Annotated in this window: 16 protein-coding genes; 6 read left to right on the top strand and 10 right to left on the bottom strand. The window is 42.2% G+C overall.

Features of this window, described 5'->3' with window-relative positions; all coding sequences use genetic code 11:
* A complete protein-coding gene (locus G5S32_RS09520) occupies positions 1–1143 on the top strand; it encodes a beta-ketoacyl synthase N-terminal-like domain-containing protein (protein WP_165311794.1) in 1143 nt (380 codons plus the stop codon).
* The gene (locus tag G5S32_RS09515; protein ID WP_165311793.1) at positions 1140–1979 is read left to right on the top strand and encodes a hypothetical protein; all 840 of its coding nucleotides are present in this window, start codon (positions 1140–1142) and stop codon (positions 1977–1979) included. Before G5S32_RS09520 ends, G5S32_RS09515 begins: the two co-directional genes overlap by 4 nt.
* A gap of 172 nt (positions 1980–2151) precedes the next feature.
* On the opposite strand, the gene G5S32_RS09510 is transcribed toward G5S32_RS09515, so the two are convergent.
* The 9 genes from G5S32_RS09510 to glpK form a co-directional block, all read right to left on the bottom strand.
* On the bottom strand, positions 2152–4032 hold the full coding sequence (locus G5S32_RS09510; RefSeq protein ID WP_165311792.1) for a methyl-accepting chemotaxis protein: 1881 nt from the start codon (positions 4030–4032) through the stop codon (positions 2152–2154).
* Positions 4033–4306: 274 nt separating this feature from the next.
* Positions 4307–6223 carry a methyl-accepting chemotaxis protein gene (locus tag G5S32_RS09505; protein ID WP_165311791.1) on the bottom strand — a complete coding sequence of 639 codons (1917 nt, stop codon included), beginning with the start codon at positions 6221–6223 and terminating at the stop codon, positions 4307–4309.
* A 177-nt stretch (positions 6224–6400) separates the two neighbouring features.
* Positions 6401–7012: a LysE family translocator gene (locus tag G5S32_RS09500; protein ID WP_165311790.1), complete on the bottom strand. Its 612-nt coding sequence runs from the start codon at positions 7010–7012 to the stop codon at positions 6401–6403.
* A gap of 22 nt (positions 7013–7034) precedes the next feature.
* Entirely contained in the window at positions 7035–7871 is an 837-nt protein-coding gene (locus G5S32_RS09495; RefSeq protein ID WP_246201006.1) for an AraC family transcriptional regulator, read from the bottom strand.
* A gap of 132 nt (positions 7872–8003) precedes the next feature.
* Positions 8004–8318 (bottom strand): AzlD family protein, encoded by a 315-nt coding sequence (locus G5S32_RS09490; RefSeq protein WP_165311789.1) that lies wholly within the window; start codon positions 8316–8318, stop codon positions 8004–8006.
* Positions 8308–9030, bottom strand: coding sequence for an AzlC family ABC transporter permease (locus tag G5S32_RS09485; protein WP_165311788.1), 723 nt, complete (start codon positions 9028–9030; stop codon positions 8308–8310). Before G5S32_RS09485 ends, G5S32_RS09490 begins: the two co-directional genes overlap by 11 nt.
* A 208-nt stretch (positions 9031–9238) precedes the next feature.
* On the bottom strand, positions 9239–10807 hold the full coding sequence (gene ahpF / locus G5S32_RS09480) for an alkyl hydroperoxide reductase subunit F (RefSeq protein ID WP_165311787.1): 1569 nt from the start codon (positions 10805–10807) through the stop codon (positions 9239–9241).
* A gap of 198 nt (positions 10808–11005) precedes the next feature.
* A complete protein-coding gene (gene ahpC / locus G5S32_RS09475) occupies positions 11006–11563 on the bottom strand; it encodes an alkyl hydroperoxide reductase subunit C (protein WP_165311786.1) in 558 nt (185 codons plus the stop codon).
* A 222-nt stretch (positions 11564–11785) separates the two neighbouring features.
* Entirely contained in the window at positions 11786–13297 is a 1512-nt protein-coding gene (gene glpK, locus G5S32_RS09470) for a glycerol kinase GlpK (protein WP_165311785.1), read from the bottom strand.
* A gap of 470 nt (positions 13298–13767) precedes the next feature.
* Here glpK and G5S32_RS09465 point away from each other — a divergent pair, with 470 nt between their 5' ends.
* The gene (locus G5S32_RS09465; protein ID WP_165311784.1) at positions 13768–14529 is read left to right on the top strand and encodes a DeoR/GlpR family transcriptional regulator; all 762 of its coding nucleotides are present in this window, start codon (positions 13768–13770) and stop codon (positions 14527–14529) included.
* 67 nt (positions 14530–14596) lie between these two features.
* On the opposite strand, the gene glpT is transcribed toward G5S32_RS09465, so the two are convergent.
* Positions 14597–15964 (bottom strand): glycerol-3-phosphate transporter, encoded by a 1368-nt coding sequence (glpT, locus tag G5S32_RS09460; protein WP_165311783.1) that lies wholly within the window; start codon positions 15962–15964, stop codon positions 14597–14599.
* 370 nt (positions 15965–16334) lie between these two features.
* On the opposite strand from glpT, the gene glpA reads away from it, so the two are divergent.
* From glpA to glpC, 3 genes are read left to right on the top strand one after another with little or no spacing between them, the layout of a single operon-like run.
* The gene (glpA, locus tag G5S32_RS09455) at positions 16335–18014 is read left to right on the top strand and encodes an anaerobic glycerol-3-phosphate dehydrogenase subunit A (protein WP_165311782.1); all 1680 of its coding nucleotides are present in this window, start codon (positions 16335–16337) and stop codon (positions 18012–18014) included.
* Positions 18011–19351 (top strand): glycerol-3-phosphate dehydrogenase subunit GlpB, encoded by a 1341-nt coding sequence (gene glpB / locus G5S32_RS09450; RefSeq protein WP_246201005.1) that lies wholly within the window; start codon positions 18011–18013, stop codon positions 19349–19351. The genes glpA and glpB overlap by 4 nt, the downstream gene beginning before the upstream one ends.
* Positions 19348–20559 (top strand): anaerobic glycerol-3-phosphate dehydrogenase subunit GlpC, encoded by a 1212-nt coding sequence (gene glpC / locus G5S32_RS09445; protein ID WP_165311781.1) that lies wholly within the window; start codon positions 19348–19350, stop codon positions 20557–20559. The genes glpB and glpC overlap by 4 nt, the downstream gene beginning before the upstream one ends.
* Positions 20560–20609: the final 50 nt, after the last annotated feature.

Genomic DNA, 20609 nt, shown 5'->3' with positions numbered 1-20609 from the left:
ATGATTACTTTTTTAGCTGGAGAAGTCCTTAGCGCATTAGGCAATAAACAGCAGCAAATAGAAGCATTACAGAAAGGTGAGTTTGTCACTCAGCGGAAATCAGTACAGGTTTTTGATGAAGAAAGAACGCTTCCTTATTACGCGATACGAAGTGAAAGCACTTTTGATGCGCTGTTTGACCCAGTTCCATACTTAATTACTTTAATCGAGTCTATTTTCGAGCAGTGCTCAATCAAGCAGAGTCAACATTCACAATGTGGTTTGTTTGTTGGTTGTGCTTCTAATGATCTTTCTTTATCCGTTCCTCTTGGCGAAAGTATCAAGCAGCAACAAAGGCAATCAATAGCAAAGCAAAGGATTGGAAACGGGAGATATGCCGAACGTTTAAGAGACCATTTTGGACTGAATGATTTTAGCCTCACTTACAATACAGCCTGTACTTCAAGCTCAAATGCGATTTTAGATGCTGCAACTATGCTTGATAGTCAGGTACTCGATTATGCGTTAGTCGTGGGGATTGAAACATTTGCTGAGCATTCAGTTGAGGGATTTGTTTCGATGCAACTTTTGGCCGCCGAGAGTTGTAAGCCGTTTGATCTCACAAGGGATGGCTTGATGCTAGGGGAATCATTAAGTGTGATACTTATGAGCCGTAGTGATGTCAAACCGTCATCTTGGCGTTTTCTCGGTGGAGATAGCCGTTGTGAAACCCACAGTGTTACTGGTGTTAATCCTGATGGTTCAGGTGTGGCAAAAGTGATTAATCAAGCACTAGATAACAGTGGTGTTTCCAGTCGGGATATTGCCGCTATAAAAGCGCATGGTACTGCGAGTCATCTAAGTGATTTAGCCGAAATTAATGGTATGAAGTCAGTATTTGATACTGCGCCACCGTTTTTTTCTTTAAAGCCCTATATTGGTCATACATTAGGTAGCTGTGGAACGAGTGAGTTAGTACTGATGATGAATGCTATTGATCATGGTTTCATTCCACAAACGCCCAATTTCTCAAATATTGATCCTGAAATGAACTGGTCTCCTACACAAGAGACTATTTCATGTGAAAAAGGTATCTTTTTGATCAACTGTTTTGGCTTTGGTGGCAATAATAACGTCTTTGTCATTGAGAAGAAGGAGGTATGATGTATATCCATCAGGTATCTTCTTACTACGTTCACCGAGATCCATCGGTTGATATTAAACAAGAATGCAAAAAGGTTGCTTCCGACTACATTCGAAGGACTGACCGTTTTATTCAAATGGGTATCTTAGGCGTTTCTAATATCAAAGAGTTATCTAGCGATACGGCACTTTACCTAGTATCGGGACAAGGAGATTTGTCAGTATTTAGCCGTTCATGCGAGCAGCGATACATTGATAAAACACCTCCCAAACCAGTGGATTTTATTAACTCACTGAGTAACACCGCTGGTTTCTACATCAGTAAATACCTTGGGCTAGATAGTGCAAATTTGAATTTGTCGCATCAAGGGTTTGTTGTTGAAAATGCAATGAAACTCTCTAGCGCTAAGTTGCGTTTAGGCTATGAAAGTCAAATTTTGCTGGGTGGTATTGATGAACTCCCATGCGAAACGATTTCTCCCCATCATTATCTAGGTTTAAACGACAACATCGTTATCGGTGAAGGCGCGAATTGGCTGTTACTCAGTCAGGATAAGAACAATGCATCAGCCCAAGTTGTGCATATATCCGAGGTGATGGATGACGAGGGTCTAAAAAGATACTTAAACGCGGTAACTGATCCCTGTTATGTAGCAATAAGCCAAAGGATGGATGACATTTCTCGGTCGAAGATAATGGAGTATGAACACCTTGACTTATTTGAGGTAGCTTGTGACTTTTATGAAACAAATATGCTTCACAACATAATTCAGTTTGTTGAAACTAGATCAGGCTTATTGCAACTTATCAACTGCATTGATGGGAAGTACTGTATTACCGTGGTGAAAACACATTAAAGCTAAACCAACCTGGCTTTAAATCAGTTATCGAATGATGATGTACTCATCTTGAATGACTTCTAGCCATTTGGACAATATTAATCAGGACAATTCATAGATCAGTGATTGGGCATTGATAAGCAAACCCTCCTCGTTCAGAAACCGTGAGGAAGAGGAGGGTTATGACAAACTAGACTTTAAAATACTCCAGTTCGTTAGTCTGAGCTTCAGCTAGCTGCGCAAGTTCAGTTGAAGCTTGTAGCGTTTGGTGAATCGCTGACACGTTACGGTTTACTAAATCAAATGTGTTGGTAATGGACTGAGAAATTTCTTCAGTCACAGCAAACTGCTGCTGTGAAGCCGTTGCAACTAAAGTATTGATGTCTGAAATAGACTGCGACGCAGCTGCAATTTCTTCAAATGCTGCTTTAATTTGATCAGCAAGAGCCACCGACTCCTCAATCAAATCAACGTTTTCCATCATATTTTTATTGGCTTTGTCTGACTGACCGCGTAGTCTTTCAATAATTTTCTGAATACTAACAGTTGATTCTTGAGTACGAGTTGCTAGAACGCGTACTTCATCCGCTACAACAGAGAATCCTCTTCCTTGCTCACCGGCACGAGCAGCTTCAATTGCAGCGTTTAGAGCGAGCAAATTGGTTTGTTCTGAAATGTTATTAATCACTTCAGTAACGCTGCCGATTTCCAGTACTAACTGACCAAGCTCGCTAACAATACTTGCTGTGTTAGTTACTGATTGGCTAATCTTGTCAGTTAAATTGATGTTTTGCTCTAGTGTTTGTTTACCACTCGCAACACTGTGTTGTGTTTTACGAGCTTCATCTTCTGCCATCACAGCTTTATTGCTTACTTCCTGAGAGGTTGAAGATAATTCATTGATCGCAGTCGAAACTTGTTCCATTTGCTGAAGTTCATCTTGAGCGTTGTGTTGTGTTTCGTTCATAACAACATTGAGCTCTTGTGCCGCAGAGGAGACGTTTTCTGAAATGCTCAGAGAGTTTTTGATTAAGTTAGATAACTGCGCTGAAAGGTTAACTAAAGAGAGATAAATACCCGTTTCTTTGCCTGTTAGAGCGAAGTTATGAGATAGGTTACCTGTTGCCATCTCTTTCATCAGTGCTGCGATTTCATCTGGAGCGCCGCCTACAGGTCTCAGTACCAATTTATTAATGATCATCATTAATACAGCACTAGCCAAAATGATACAGACAAGACCCGTAAGAGCCGCATAGAACAGTTGTTCGTTTGCGCCTTCCTCAATTTCACTGTTCGGGGTGAAAGTAACAAAGCTCCACCCACTGATTTCAAGCCCAGTCCAGAAAGCAGTAAAGTCAGTATCTTTTCCGTTCACAACAGCGCTGTAGCTAAGCTCAGGATTTGAAGTATTGAATTGTTTATAAAGTGGGCGCTCATTAAAGACGTTTTTACCAATCAGCCCTGAGTAGGGTGAGTGTAAGATGGTACCATCATGAGCATAAAGGAACATGTTTGTTTTGTCCGCAAAGCTACCTAAAACAGAACTCGCTTTAAGATTGGCGGTAATTGCTGTTTCGTCATTAAGTTTATAAATCACAGCGATAACGAAATTACCACTGGTCGCAGATTTAAATGGCTCAGAAACGTAAAAGTCCTTGCCATCATTGAACACTGCGTTGTAGTAGGAACGGTTCATATTCTTAGCGTTGAACGGTAGTTTTTCACCGTCCGAATTAAAGAGACTGCCGTCTTTAGTCAAAATAGAAACGGATTCGCTAACATCTTGTTGTACTCTTTGTAAGGTTCTTAACTGACGAATAACATGGGTAGCCAAACTACCGCCTTCGGTATCACCTTCAAAAGTACTTAGTGCTGCTAGTTCACTGCGGTAACTTTCAAACTTGGAATGAAGAGTTGCCTCCATGGTGGCATTCTGTTCCCTTAACATTTCTTTATGTTGGGCAATGCTCTCATTTCGAAAAGCTCTGTAATCTAATGCAGCAATTAGAATTATAATCACGGCAATGAGAAGGCTCAGTGTGCCGATCGTTTGTAGTTTGAATCTGTTCATGATTCCCTCATACGACAATGTGCAATCTTTAAAATATAAACAATATGAATAAATAATCTATTTGCGCCGACTATATATTCTTTAACCTCATTTCGGTAGGTAAAGTTTACACAGAAATCCTAAAACATATTTTGGGTCAATTTCGGAATTACAAATGATATGAAATTGATGATTATTTATTCGTGTTTGGGGGTTGTACTGGCGCAATAGAGGCACGTGGTGAGTGGAAGGATGATGGCGCGCTAGCCAAAGAGACGACTAGCGCGTTTTAGATTTACACTTTGTAGTGAGATAGCTGAGAGTTTAGGTTTTCTGCAAGCGTGCTTAATGTTTTACAAGCTTGGGTTGTTTCGCTGCTGTAATTCAAGTTTTGATCACTCGCTTCACGAATAAGGTTGATATTTTTACTGACATCCTCAGCGACGAATCGCTGCTGTTCTACCGCGCTTGCAATCTCAGCGTTTAACTGTGAGATATTATTCACTGAAGAGAGCACCGTTCTAAGAACCTCGTCCGCTGCTCTAGCCTGAGCCACGTTGTTCTCTGCAGCTTTCCGACTTGTGTTCATTTGTTCTGAAGCCTGATTGCCGCTGTGTTGTAACCGCTCAACCATTTTGCGAATTTCTTCTGTTGAGGTCTGTGTTCTGCTTGCTAGCAAGCGAACTTCATCTGCCACAACAGCAAACCCTCGGCCTTGTTCACCTGCACGAGCTGCCTCAATGGCTGCGTTAAGCGCTAACAGGTTTGTTTGGTCGGCAATATCGCGAATGACGGTAAGAACTTTACTAATACTGTCGCTGGCATCAACCAGTTCTTGTACAACAAGATTTGAGCTTTCGATGTTACTTGCCTGATGTTCGATACTCCGGATGGTTGTGGTCAGTGTTTCACCCACTTTATGAACATCTTGATTAGCTTGGTAGGCATTCTTCTCCGCATCCGCGGTATTTTTGGCAATATCTAACGCTGAAATACTCATTTCATGAGAAGCTGCTGCAACTTGCTCTGTATCCTTGTTTTGCGATGAGATGGAATTCAATGATTTGCTCGCTAGAGCCAACAACTGATTTGCAGACTGGCTAACATCTTCCGCGGCGGATTTTGAGTGTTTAATTGTCTCGTGTATTCGATCGAGTAGATTGTTGAACCCAAGTGCCATTGTGCCCAGTTCATCTTTACTATGCTGTTCAAAGCGTTTAGTGAGATCTCCTTCGCCATCCGCTAAGTTATGAATAGCATCAACGTAAACTTTAAGTGGTTTACCGACTATTCTTTGGACCATCATTGAGATGAAAACAATCAGCACTATGCCTATTGCCAAAACCATAGAAATGCTTTGGAGAGAAGCATTCCAAATCATGCTATTAATTTCTGTATTTGGATAAGCAGAAACTATTTCATAGCCCCAAGGTGTATAGACGGTTCGGGAAACATTCCAGTTCTCTTTATCTGCTAGTGCTTTGCTTACTGCATCAGCATTGGTATTACCGGAAAACATTCGAAGTTGCCCCTTACCGTCCATCAGGGCGACAAATCCCTGCTCTAATACTCTAGCGTTGTTGACCGCATCAGAGATAGCTTTCATATCGGCTGAATATCCGACATACCAGATACCAATGGTTTTGCCACTATCCATAATAGGTTCATAGCCAGCAATATATGGTTGGCCGAGAATATCGACTTCACCATAAAAACTCTGACCTTTACCAATTGCGAGCGCTGCTTTACCCGTAGGAGCTAAGACAGTTCCGGTCGCTCGTTTTCCATCTTTCTTCACATTGGTTGAAATGCGCACATACTCATCGTTAATGCGAGAGAATAACGTCGCCGTACCACCCATCACATTAGTCAGGTTATCAACTAACTCGTACTGGTTTGTTTGCTTGTTATCACCGAAATACAGATTCGAGGCGGTCTTGCCAGAAACGTTATCGGTATCTTTAATGCTTGGAGAACCTAATTCAAGGCTGCGCTCTTTTAACAAGTTCATACTACTTTTCACACGCTGTAGCATTATGCTGTCAGTGGTGTCGAGTAATCGAGATATATCTTCAACAGCTTCTTGCTGATGTTGTTGAGCCGTTTGGTGAACAGAAGTGATGGTATGAGTGACTTGAAATACCACTAGTACCGCTGCGAACAAGCATATCAACAGGGAAATGCTAACAATAAATTTCTTATTAATACTCATAAACTTCCTTTAAAACTACCTAATGAAAAAGCGTTTTATTTTTTGAATTATCATTCAATATTGACGACATTTTGATCACTTGGCTAGACCTGAATGTGTTTTTTTGATTCAAAATGTATCAACACTTGGTTAATTAAAGGAAAAACAATGAGTAACAAAGATCACATTTTTACAGCATCATGCTTGTTGGATGAGTTTTATATAGACATGTTCATAGCCAATACTCACGGCAACAAAAAGGAGTAATGCCGACATCAACAAATTGAACGTTTTGAAAAACATCGGATTCTCAATTCGTTTACCCATCAGCATACCCACTAACGAATAACTGCTTGGTGCTCCAAATGCGAGTAGCGCTAAGCCTATTGACCAAATGACGATAGCACTACCATCGATACCTGCCGCTGGGAACTGAATGGTTGAAATAGGCATTGTCGCAACCAGTGCTTTCGGATTGAGTAATTGCATGATTAATCCATTGCCAAATGTCAGTACCGACACATTGGCTTTGTTATCAGAGATATTGATGTTTGCACGCAACACTTTCCAAGCAATATAAACAATGTAGCTGCAGCCCATCAGGCTGATATATGGCAGTAGGGAAGGGTTTATAAATTTAAGACCGAGGAAGCCGAGAAAGACAAATAGGATCAGCATGGCGCACCCCACACCAGCGAAAAAACCAATATGTTCACGAGTTTTACCGTGTAATCCACTGTGTAAACCTAATAGGTTTATCGGGCCAGGGGTGTACATTACACCAATGGCATAAGCAAGAATTTCTAACATTGAAAGCTCCAAATGTTTGGAATTAAGAACAGAGTTGTAGCTGGTATTGTTTAGGCGTCATGCCAAACGTTCTTTTGAAATGACGGTTGAGATGGCTGTTATCCGCAAAACCAGAGAGTTGTGCGACATGGCTAGAAGGTAAGCCGCTCTCCAAATATTTACGTGCGGCGTTAATGCGACAGTTCAATACATACTGGTGAGGTGTGATACCGAACTGACGATGAAATAGCCGGATAAAGTGATATTTGGACATGGTGGCGGCGTTAGCGACATCATCGATAGATATATCTTGGTCGATATGGCCAATGATGAAATCTTTTGCGCGAGTAAGCAGGCTGTCTTTTCGAGACAAGGGGGGAGAGTATTCTTGGTCTAGTTTGCCTGCTTTAGCCACCAGTGACTGAGCAATATGAAACAGTCCACTTTCAAACTCTATTGTTGAGTGATTCGGTTCGCTGACGAGTTGGTGCATGGACAGTATTTGATGTCTCAGCACAGCATCATCCATGAGCGGACTATCTAGTCTAAGTGTCGTGTCTTTACCATAACCCAGAGCCTGAAACAGAGGTTTTAATTCATTGGGATGGATATAGAGCATGACGTATTCAAGATTTTCACTGCCTCCAGAATGGCCATCGTGAACATCTTCAGGATTGAAGAGTAATACACCACCAGATGGACTTTTATGAAAAGCCTTTTGGCAGAAGAAGTCTTGGCGTCCTTTTAACGTAACACCAATCGAGTATTCCTCATGGGCGTGTTTTGCATAAGAAAAATCGCTCATCGTCGCTTCTAGTGTGGTGACTAACTGCTGATGACTACTGCTGAAATGAAAGCGATTTTCTTGATTGGCACTCAAAACTGTTTCCTTATCGTGTGATTCCTATATTTCCCAGTATAGTTAGTCGCTGAATCGAAAACTTGAACAAAATTGCTCATTGTTAATTTTGGGTGCCAAGAAAAACCGATATGATTTCGGGAAATCGACGACTTAAATAGGCATCTGTCTTGTTACTGCGGCCATCGCAATACCCAGTGCAATGGCGGTTAATGGTCGCTTGGTTGTTAAAGCAAATATTGCGGTCATCGCGAGGGCGAGTTTTGCTCCCATATCACCTTGAATAAACAGAGGCGCAATAATCGCAACCAACACTGAGCCAGACATTGCCGCAATGAACTGTTGTACTTTGTGATTAATCGGCACAAAACTCATAACAAACACACCGCCCCAGCGAGTCACCAATGTGACCAGTGCCATGATAAGAATAATGAAAAGGGTGCCTGAACCTGCGGTATCAATGCTCATGTTTTTCTTCCTTCAGAATAATTCCTAGTAAACCACCGACTAAAGCTCCAGCAAAAACATGACTGTTTTCTGGTAGATATAAATAAGCTAAAACCGACGCCACGGCAGCGCCAACCCAAATGATCATCGTACGCTGGTCTTTTTTACCTTCTAGAACCATGGTAAGCAGAAAGCACGACATCACCATATCCAGACCAAAAGCTTTTGGGTCACTGATCGAATTACCGAAGTAAAGACCGAGCCAAGTACCGACTATCCAAAACACCCACATGGTGAGTCCGCCACCAAGCAATATGCCCAATGCTTTACCATATTCTCTACGATTAAACGCCTGTAATGACATCGCCCAGTTAGAATCCGACGCTACCATCATCACGCCGTAACGCTTTAATGGATTGAGATGTTTTAACCAAGGATAAAGCGACGCGCCCATCAATAAGTGTCTGGCGTTGATTGCAAAAACGGTGACGACCAGCGGAAGAATAGGTACTTCGGTACCCCATAAATCCAAACTACCAAACTGAGAGGCACCAGCGAAAACCGCAGCACTCATCAATACGGTAGAAACGTTGTCTAAACCGGTTTGCGAAGCAGCCAATCCGAAAGCGGCACCAAAGATAGCAACAAAAAGTGAGATGGGAAGAAACTTGCGGACACCAGAATAAAAGTGATGCGCAGTAAACTTGATATCGTTTAAATCCGTTTCAGACAAAGGAAGTTCCTTAGCGATAAAGTGATAAACATAAAAGTGGGCTGCATTCGTTCCAATAACGGAATATTAGGGCAGGTGAAAGCCTAGCTTATGTTTTCCAATGTGGCGTTATCGTGTGAGTTTTTCAATCCAGTAACAGAAATAAAACAAAAAAAGAGCCCTACCGAAGTAGAGCTCTTTGTCGTTAATAGGAGATAAAATGTATGATTTAAGCTTGTTTGCGAATTAGGTAATCAAACGCACCTAGACTCGCTTTTGCACCTTCGCCCATAGCAATAATGATTTGCTTGTAAGGTACGGTAGTTGCGTCACCAGCAGCAAAGACACCTTCCATGCTAGTTTCGCCACGGTTGCCTACTTCGATTTCACCACGAGCAGACAACTTAACTTCAGAATCCTTTAACCATTCAGTGTTTGGTACAAGGCCGATTTGTACAAAGATACCCGACAGTTCAATCTCTTTGATTTCGTCTGTATTGCGATCTTTGTATTTCAAACTTGTTACGCGTTTACCGTCACCGATGACTTCAGTCGTTTGTGCCATTGTGATGATTTCAACGTTTGGCAGAGAGTTTGCCTTGTTAATCAACACTTGGTCAGCGCGTAGAGTGTCAGCAAACTCAAGAACAGTAACATGTTCAACGATACCCGCTAGGTCAATTGCCGCTTCGATACCTGAGTTACCACCACCAATTACCGCTGTTTTCTTGCCTTTGAATAGTGGGCCGTCACAGTGTGGGCAGTAAGCAACGCCTTTGTTACGGTATTCTTGTTCACCAGGAACGTTCATTTCTCTCCAACGTGCACCTGGGCTTAGGATGACACTTTTACTCTTCAGAGTTGCACCGCTTTCAAGGTTTACGTGGATGTAACCATCTTCTGTGTAGGTAGCACCCATTAGCTTGTCAGCTTGTTGCTCAGTGATGATGTCTACACCGTATTCTTTTAGGTGTTCACCTAAATCATGCGCCAGTTTTGGACCTTCAGTATGTTTAACCGAAATAAAGTTTTCGATTGCCATGGTATCCATTACTTGACCACCTAAACGCTTCGCAACAACACCAGTACGGATACCTTTACGAGCTGCATATACCGCAGCTGCGCTACCACCTGGGCCACCACCGATGACAAGAACATCATAAGGTTCTTTTTCGCTTAGGCTTGCTGCTGCTTTTTCAGCTGCGCCATCATCAATCTTATTCAAGATTTCAGTCAGAGACATACGACCTTGACCAAAGAGTTCGCCATTTACGAATACGCTTGGTACCGCCATGATGTCGCGAGATTTCACTTCATCTTGGAATAGAGCACCGTCGATCATCGTAGTACGAATGTCTGGGTTAATCGCCGACATCATGTTGAACGCTTGAACTACGTCTGGACAGTTTTGGCAAGATAGAGAAATGAAGATTTCTACATCTAGCTTTTTGTTTAATTTAGCAATTTGTTCGATAGTTTCAGCTTCTAGCTTAATTGGGTGACCACCTGAGTGAAGTAGAGCCAATACTAGAGAAGTAAACTCGTGTCCCATTGGAAGACCAGCAAAACGTAGCTGAGTGCCTTTCTTAGGGTTTGTAACTGTCATTACTGGACGACGAGAGCTTGCTGCGTCATCGCGAGTCACGGTCACGAAATCGCTTAGCTCTGCAATTTCATGAGCTAGTGATTGGATATCATTTGCTGCCTTGCTTTCATCTAGGCTGACCACTAACTGCACTTCTTCTTTAAGGTTGCTAAGATATTGTTTTAATTGTTGTTTAATCGCCTGATCTAACATTTTTGTTATACCTATTCGTAATTCTATTAAAGAGAGCGGTCACTCTGGATAAATTCAATTCTTTTATTTTGCTGAGGGGGAGAGCCAGTCAAGCTCGTAGGTCGTTAGGTACATTGCCTGACCAGCTCTCTAATTCAGCAACCTTCCTATATGAAGCCGCTAAACGGATTCAAATGGATTAGGTTTTAAGCTTTATGCTTAGATTTTACCTACTAGGTCTAGAGAAGGAGCTAGAGTTTGTTCACCTTCTTTCCATTTAGCTGGACATACTTCACCTGGGTGAGAAGCAACGTATTGTGCAGCTTTGATCTTACGTAGTAGGTCTTCTGCGTCACGGCCGATGCCTTCAGCTGTGATTTCTACAGCTTGGATAACACCTTGTGGGTCGATTACGAAAGTAGCGCGGTCTGCTAGACCTTGGCCTTCACGCATAACACCGAAGTTGTTAGTGATGTTGCCAGTTTGGTCGCCAACCATGAAGTAGTTGATCTTGCCGATTGTTTCTGAGCTATCGTGCCATGCTTTGTGAGTGAAGTGAGTGTCAGTTGAAACTGAGTAAACTTCTACGCCACGAGATTGAAGCTCTTCGTAGTGGTCAGCTAGGTCACCTAGCTCAGTTGGACATACGAATGTGAAGTCAGCTGGGTAAAAGAAGAATACTGCCCATTTACCTAGTACGTCTTTTTCAGAAATTTCTACGAACTTGCCGTCTTTAAATGCCGTTGCGTTAAATGGTTTGATAGTAGTGTTAATCATGTTTTTTTACCTTCCTAAGAGTTTTTTGATTAGGCAATCTCTGTCTCTTGCCTTCGAGATGTATATTCACATGAAGTTATGATTTGGAAAAATTGCTTGTTCTTATTGAATCAATCGGCAAAACCTATTGGATGATTTTGCATGTTTCAACTATTTACAAATAAAAAGGGACGCTTAGCGTCCCTTAACTATCTAATAATTGGAGAAGGGACTCAGAACAATCTATTCGTCATCGACGTGAGAAACTGCCAGAACGCCTCGTACCGCGCGTTTCCAGCCGTTGTAGCGTTGAGCTCGTTTCTCTTCATCTTGAGCCGGAACAAATACACGATCAATTTCTGCTTTATCAGAGACTTCTTCTAAAGAGTTCCAATATCCTACGGCAAGACCGGCTAAGTAAGCCGCACCTAATGCTGTGACTTCCGTGACCTTAGGTCGTTGAACATCGGTATTTAAGATGTCAGATTGGAATTGCATTAAGAAGTTATTTGCCACAGCTCCGCCGTCAACACGTAGTGTTGCTAGCTTGATGCCGGAATCCGCTTGCATTGCATCAATAACATCACGGCTTTGGTAAGCAATACTTTCCAACGTTGCACGAATGATATGGTTAATGCCAGTGCCTCGGCTCATCCCCACGATAGTACCGCGAGCATAAGCATCCCAATAAGGAGCACCTAAGCCTGTAAATGCAGGTACGACGTACACACCGTTGCAAGAGTCTACTTTAGTTGCGAAGTATTCAGAATCTTTGGCATCGGTGAGCAATTTCATTTCGTCACGAAGCCATTGAATCGCGGCCCCACCCATAAATACAGAACCTTCCAATGCGTAGGAGACTTCACCTTTTGGCCCACAAGCTAACGTCGTCACCAGACCATTTTTAGATGTAACTTTCTCTTTACCTGTGTTCATTAAAAGGAAGCAGCCAGTACCGTAGGTGTTTTTCGCCTGACCTGGTTGAACACACATTTGACCAAAGAGAGCGGCTTGTTGGTCACCCGCAATACCTGAAATAGGAATACGAGTACCACCTTTACCACCAATGTTTGTTTCACCATATACTTCCGAAGAGGCTTTTACTTCCGGCATCATAGATAGCGGTATATCCAGCTCTTTGAGGATCTTTTCATCCCATTGAAGGGTGTTGATATTGAAGAGTAGGGTTCGTGACGCATTGGTATAATCTGTGACATGGACACGACCTTGAGTCATCTTCCAGACTAACCATGTATCGACAGTACCAAACAAAAGCTTGCCTTGCTGGGCTAGTTCGCGAGCTCCTGCAACATTGTCGAGGATCCATTTTACTTTGGTGCCAGAGAAGTATGGGTCAAGTAATAGACCTGTATTCTCGCGTATATAGGTTTCAAAACCTTCAATCGTTTTTAACTGAGCGCAGATATCTGCAGTACGGCGGCATTGCCAAACAATAGCGTTATAAACGGGTTCTCCGGTCTCTTTGTTCCAAACGATGGTGGTCTCACGTTGGTTAGTAATACCAATAGCGGCTACTTGGTCTGAGCGAATGCCCTTTTTGCCCAAAGCCTCAACCAGTGTAGAGCTTTGAGTTGCATAGATTTCAAGTGGGTCATGTTCTACCCAACCAGACTCAGGATAGATTTGGGTAAATTCACGTTGAGATACACTGACGATATTTGCGTCATGATCGAGTACAACCGCGCGAGAGCTGGTGGTTCCCTGATCCAGAGCGACGACATATTTGTTATTCATAAGTAGCGGTCCTATTCACGTTATCTATCCTCCTACCTGAAAACCCCTAACTAAAAGGAAGAAGTCGATGCATTCAAGTGCTTGGATATTGGATTTATTTTATGGGCTTTAGTGTTATCAAAGACATCACACATGTCACAAATCCAACGATGGTGTATTTGGGAAACACAATTACCCTTATTAACTACATGGAATAATGGTAGATGATGATAGGAACATGAAAATAGTTTGCGCTCTCGAAATGAGCAAACGAACAAAAAAGTGTTCTAGAACTGAGTGAAAATGTTAATTAGTGCACGTTTTTTCCAAAAATGGAGCATTAATTGGTGATGTAATAGCTTTTTAGGCCATAGATTAGCAAAAGAAATTGATAAAAGTGACAGGTTCCGCACTCTAGTCAAACAGCAATTTAATAATATGTAATCACTCATTAGACTATTTTCATCCAGACCAGTACAGCAGGACATATTTTGAAAGCAAGTAAACGTCATCAAGAAATTATTGAGTTAGTGAAAACTCAAGGTGCTGTGAACACAGAAGAGTTGGTTGAACGGTTTAAAGTCAGCCCTCAAACTATCCGTAGAGACTTAAATGAGCTTGCTGAGCTTGATAAAATTAAGCGTAATCACGGTGGTGCCACCATTGTTACCAGTTCCGAAAACTCTTCATATCAGCTGCGTAAAACGTCCAACCAAGAACTGAAACAACGTATTGCACAAAAACTCGTTGAGCACATTCCTGACGGAGCAACATTATTTATTGATATTGGCACGACACCTGAAGCTGTGGCACGAGCTCTACTTAATCATCATCAAAATCTAAGAGTGGTGACGAATAATATTAATGTTGCTTCTTTATTGATGACGAAGCCTGATTTCAAAATAATATTGGCTGGTGGTGAAGTTCGTGCTAGAGATGGTGGCTTGACTGGTGAGGCGACAATGGACTTCATTTCTCAGTTTCGCTTGGACTTTGGCATTCTTGGGATCAGTGGAATCGACTTCGACGGCTCATTGTTAGATTTTGATTATCATGAGGTTAGAGTTAAAAAAGCGATTATTGAAAATAGCCGTAGTGTCTATCTGGGGGTCGACCATACGAAATTTGGGCGTAATGCGATGGTCAAGCTTGGCGGGATTGACGAGGTGGATCTGATTATCACTGATCAAACACCACCGGAGAGTATCTGTAAGCTGATAAAAGAACATGGTATTCAAATAGATATCGTATGATGATTTTTTGACAATAAAAACTCTGGTACTTAGCCAATACCAGAGTTTTTCATTGTAAGTGGAAATATTATGCTTCAGCAGATGCGAGTCTTTCTTCTTTTTCTGCGTGGTGTTTTTGTTCACCTATGTAAGCATAAATTAAGCAAATGATGGAAATAATGCAGGACGTCGTTAATACAATAAAACCACCATTCCAGCCAAAGTGGTCAACGGTATAACCGAGTACTGCGTTTGCTGCTACAGCTCCGCCTAGGTAACCAAATAATCCAGTGAGGCCTGCTGCGGTTCCCGCTGCTTTCTTAGGAGCTAATTCCAGCGCATAGAGACCGATTAGCATGACTGGACCATAAATCAGGAAGCCAATAGCGACGAGTGCCATCATATCAACGGCAGGGTTGCCTGGTGGGTTAAACCAGTAAACCAATACCGCCAGAGTCACCAATACCATAAATAGGATCCCAGTTGTTGCTCGGCGACCTTTAAATAACTTATCTGAAATCCAGCCACAAAGTAACGTTCCAGGAATACCCGCCCATTCGTACAAGAAGTAAGCCCAAGACGATTTATCAACGGTAAATTCTTTCGCTTCTTTTAGATATACTGGAGCCCAATCAAGCACACCGTAACGAATGAGATAAATAAACGCGTTAGCGATAGCAATAGACCACAATAACTTATTGGAAAAAATATATTTGAAGAATATATCTTTCGCAGAGAGTTCTTCTTCTGAAGCTTTATTGTAATCGTCGGGATAGTCGTCTTTATATTCTTCGATTGGCGGTAGCCCGCAAGATTGAGGTGTATCACGTAGCGTTACCCAAATGAAAATAGCCACTAATACCGCAAAGAAAGCTGGAACATAGAAAGCCGCACGCCAGTCATCATTAAACGCCCATAAACCGAGCAAGAAAAGAGGACCGATCATTCCGCCGCCAACGTTGTGGGCGCAGTTCCAGATGGAAACGATGCTGCCGCGTTCTTTACGTGACCACCAGTGCACCATAGTTCGCCCACAAGCAGGCCAACCCATTCCTTGAGTCCAACCGTTTATAAATAGGATAGCAAACATGATAGGAATACTACTCAACGCCCAATCGGTAAGGCCAAAGCAGAACATAGTCATGGCTGATAATATCAGACCAACACTTAAGAAATAACGTGGATTAGAGCGATCTGAAACATTTCCCATAATAAATTTGGAAATACCATAGGCGATAGACACTGCTGAAAGGGCAACCCCGAGATCACCGCGGCTATATCCCTGTTCTATTAAATATGGCATTGCAAGGCTAAAGTTTTTTCGAACGAGATAGTAACCAGCATACCCGAAGAAGATACTGATAAATAACTGCCAGCGTAGTCGGCGGTATGTGCCACTTATTTGATCGGGAGGAAGCCGATCAATATGCGCTTGGGGCTTAAAAATACCAAACATAATTGACCTCATTTTTATTGTATTGATATGTAGGGTGCGAACGATAGTAAAAATATTACAAATGGAACGTTTTTATTTTCATTCGATAATTTTCTTTTTTCTGTGATATTTGTTCTTCTTGGTTGAAATATATAAATAAAATAAATGATTAGTGTGTTATTTGACTTGTCCGTCACGATTTCCACACTATTTGTATGCATACTGAATGGTATTACGAACAAATCTGTTTAATAATTTGTGTTGTAGATCAAAATAATTTGGTTATTTTATTGTTCGTGTTTTTTCGAACGAACATTTATGATCAAGATCTCGCCTATTTGTCCTATTTGATGCCAAACTAATTATCGAATAAGCGGCAGGTAGCATAGTGATGAAAGCAATAACCCGATTTGAAACAGATGTCGTCATTATCGGTGGCGGTGCGACTGGTACTGGGATTATGCGTGATTGTGCTCTTCGGGGTATCAATTGCATATTACTTGAAAGAGATGATTTGGCTTCTGGGACAACAGGGCGTAACCACGGCTTGTTGCATTCAGGGGCGCGTTATGCTGTCACCGACCAACATTCTGCCAAAGAGTGTATCCAAGAAAATCGGATATTAAAAAAGATAGCTCGCCATTGTATTGAAGATACAGGCGGTCTGTTCATCACCTTGCCAGAAGATGATTTGGATTTTCAAAAAACCTTTATCGAACAATGCCAAGCTGCTGATATTGATGTTGAAACCTTGTCGCCAAAAGATGCTTTACGCCTAGAACCAAACACTAATCCCGCGCTTATTGGTGCAGTCAAAGTGCCAGATGGTACTCTCGATCCTTTCCGCTTGTGTTCATCCAACGTACTGGATGCAAAAGAGCATGGCGCTCGACTTTTCAATCATTCGCGCGTGGTATCTCTTATTCGTCAAGGCGATACAATCTTGGGCGTGAAATGCATTAATACACAAACCAATCAACCGTTTGAGGTCATCGCTCAGCAAGTAATTAATGCTGCAGGCATTTGGGGGCAGGGTATATGTGAATACGCAGAGCTCGATATCAAGATGTTCCCCGCCAAAGGCTCGCTATTGATTCTCGACTACCGCATTAATAATTTGGTGATCAACCGCTGTCGTAAACCCTCTGATGCCGACATTTTAGTTCCAGGAGACACCATTTCTTTAATCGGTACAACGTCCGAGCACATTGATTACGACATGATTGATGATTTGCACGTAACGGCTGCTGAAGTGGATTTGTTGCTAGAAGAAGGTATCAAACTTGCGCCTGTGATGAAAAATACTCGAGTGCTCAGGGCTTATGCTGGTGTCAGGCCTCTAGTTTCATTAAGCGGTGACAGTTCTGGCAGAAACATCAGCCGTGGAATTGTGTTGTTAGATCATCAAGAACGTGACGGTCTGAAAGGTTTTACGACCATTACAGGCGGCAAGCTAATGACATATCGGCTCATGGCTGAACAAGCTACAGATCTCATTGCCAGTAAGTTGGGTAACTCGATACCTTGTTCTACACATTCCAAGCCTTTACCTGGCTCTGTTGAATCGCCTAAAGCACTAAGAAAAAGTGCCAGCATAGCTAAACCTGTTTATGAATCAGCTATCTATCGTCATGGTGAAAGAGCAGAAGCCTTCTTATCCGAAAAACCTCAAAGTCAAGCCATAGTGTGTGAATGTGAGATGGTAACGGCGGGAGAAATTGAGTATGCGATTAAAAAGCTAGATGTCAGAAATCTTGTAGATTTACGCCGACGTACTCGTCTAGGCATGGGACCTTGCCAAGGAGAGCTTTGTGCATATCGGGCTGCCAGTTTGTTTCAAGAATATGGCGACATTAGCGGGCATGAATCGGCTCTTTTGCTCAAAGAGTTCTTAGAAGAACGTTGGAAGGGAATTAAACCAATTTTCTGGGGTGATGCATTAAGAGAAGCTGAGTTCAGTTATTGGATATACGAAGGGTTATTTGGCTGTGGAGATATTGAGTCTGCAATAGAAGCTTCGGTTGCACAGTCTTACGTTACACCATCAACTCAGGAGCAAGAACAGTCATGATGAATTACGATGTCATAGTGATAGGTAGTGGAGTTGCTGGCTATTCGGCTGCCATTAAATGCTTAGAACATGGGCTAAAAACCGCTGTCGTAAGCAGTGGGCAAAGCGCATTACATTTTTCATCGGGTTCTATCGACCTGCTTTCTCATTCACCGTTAAACCACCAGATGATTGATAATCCTTGGACAGAGTTTGATGTGTTATCCAAAGCGCTTCCACAACACCCTTATGCAAAAGTGGGCAGTAAAAATATACGTTTAGCCATGAATTGGTACCAGCAGATGTTGGCTTCGAATGGGCTGGCAATGAGTTCGCTGCCATCGTCAAATAATCATTTTCGAATCACTACGTTGGGCACGTTGAAATCGACTTGGCTTTCACAGCCCTATGTCGAAAAAATAGCTCCGGATTTTTCAAATCTTTCTGAAATTAAACGTATTGTAATGATTGCCGTGGACGGTTTCAGAGATTTTCAACCTCATATCGCTCTTGGTAATTTGCAGCTGAATCCAGCGTTTAAAGATATCCCTATAAAAACGGCAAAAATAAGCTTAACGGCTTTTGGGCAGCTCAATCGCAATCCTTACGATTTAAGATCAATCGATATATCAAGACTGTTGCGTGATGAAACTCAATTTACTGAGTTCGCGAATCAGTTACTGAAAGCCGCTACTCCGGAAGACTTAGTTGTGCTGCCATCGATCATGGGTAACGGTGATGGTTTAGAGCTAATGCATAAACTCAGTCGTTATACGGGGTTGAGATTGCATGAGGTGCCAACTATGCCGCCGTCATTGTTAGGTATTCGCATCGAAGATGTGATGATGCGTACCTTTGTCAACAAAGGGGGAGTTCTGCATAAAGGTGATGAAGTATTAGGTGGTCAATTTGAAGATCTTGGCGGTGCATTGAACTTAATGTCCATCCAGACAAAGAAAATGGGCGATATGAATCTGATAGCGAAGAACTACATACTCGCTTCAGGTAGCTTTTTCAGCAAAGGTTTGATAGCCAATCAAAATGCGATTAAAGAACCAATTTTTGATTTAGATACAGAAGTGGCGGGTGCGAGAAACGAGTGGCATCAACATGATTTTTTTAGCTCTAAACCTCATCCATTTTTGTCGTTTGGTGTGGTCACTGATAAAAATTTCACTCCCTCAATTCGAGGCAACAAAGTCAATAACCTGCACTGCATAGGAGCGATTTTAAGTGGATATAACCCAATAGCCCATGGATGTGGAGGTGGTGTAGCGATCAGTACCGCATACTGGGTTGTTGAACAAATTGTAGCGGGTTTAAGAAGCGAGCTATTGATGAAGGAGGCCAGTGCATGACAGTGGCAAGCAGAGATACCACCTTTGACCAATGCATTAAATGCACCGTCTGTACTGTGTATTGTCCGGTGGCGAAGGCGAATCCAGATTTCCCTGGACCAAAACAGTGTGGGCCAGATGGAGAAAGGCTACGCATTAAAAGCCCAGAGTTCTATGATGACATGTTAAAGCACTGTACCAACTGCAAACGCTGTGAAACAGCGTGCCCTTCAGGTGTTCGTATCGGCGATATTATTGCTGTTGCGAGAGGCAAGTTTGGCAAACGCCCTTTAAATCCAAAGTTGGTCCGAGATTTTGTTCTAAGTCATACCGATCTGTTTGGAACACTCGCCACACCGTTTGCTCCAATTGTGAATGCGGCGACGCAGTTGCCATTGATGAAGAAAATCATGCACAAAACGATTGGCGTGCATGAGCACAAATCTTTGCCTAAGTACTCCCATGGCACCTTCAGAAACTGGTTTAAGGGTAACGTTAGTGATCAGTCGATCTATCCGCGCGCGGTCAGCTATTACCACGGCTGTTATGTGAATTATAACCACCCACAGTTGGGCAAAGATTTTATTCGAGTCATGAATGCTATGAACATTGGCGTGCGTTTGCTTGAAAAAGAAAAGTGCTGTGGTGTAGCGATGATCGCTAATGGCTTTCACGATAAAGCCAAGAAAAACGCAGAGTTTAATATTGAACATGTGGGTAAAGCGATTGAGCAAAACAGTATTGCCATTCTTTCAACTTCTTCGACTTGTTCATTCACTCTACAAGAGGAATATCCTCATGTGCTTGGAGTCGACAATGAACATGTGGCCAGTAAGATCCACTATATGAGCCGTTTTCTGCTGAAAGAGTTTATGAGCGGTAACTTACCGAAAATGAAACCACTCAATAAAAAAATTGTCTATCACACGCCTTGTCACCTCGAAAGAAGTGGTGGGGCTGTGTTTACCATTGAAGTATTGAAAATGATCCCAGGTTTAGAGGTGGTGGTACTCGATAGCGAATGTTGCGGTTTAGCGGGTACTTATGGCTTTAAAGAGGAAAACTATGAAGTTTCGATGAAAATAGGGGATGACTTGTTTAGTAAGATCAGACGCTCAAATGCAGATTACGCGATTACTGATTGTGAAACCTGTAAATGGCAAATTGAGGAAAATACCCAGTTAGAGTGTATTCACCCGGTAAGTTTGATCGCTGAAGCTCTGGCTTAGTAACATTTTCACTCAAGCTCATTACAATCTAATAGCCGTGAAAAAGAGGA

It is taken from the genome of Vibrio ziniensis (genome assembly GCF_011064285.1).
GTDB classification, from domain to species: domain Bacteria; phylum Pseudomonadota; class Gammaproteobacteria; order Enterobacterales; family Vibrionaceae; genus Vibrio; species Vibrio ziniensis.
The sequence above is the reverse complement of the archived record's forward strand: the minus strand, read 5'-3'. Positions and strand labels throughout refer to the sequence as shown.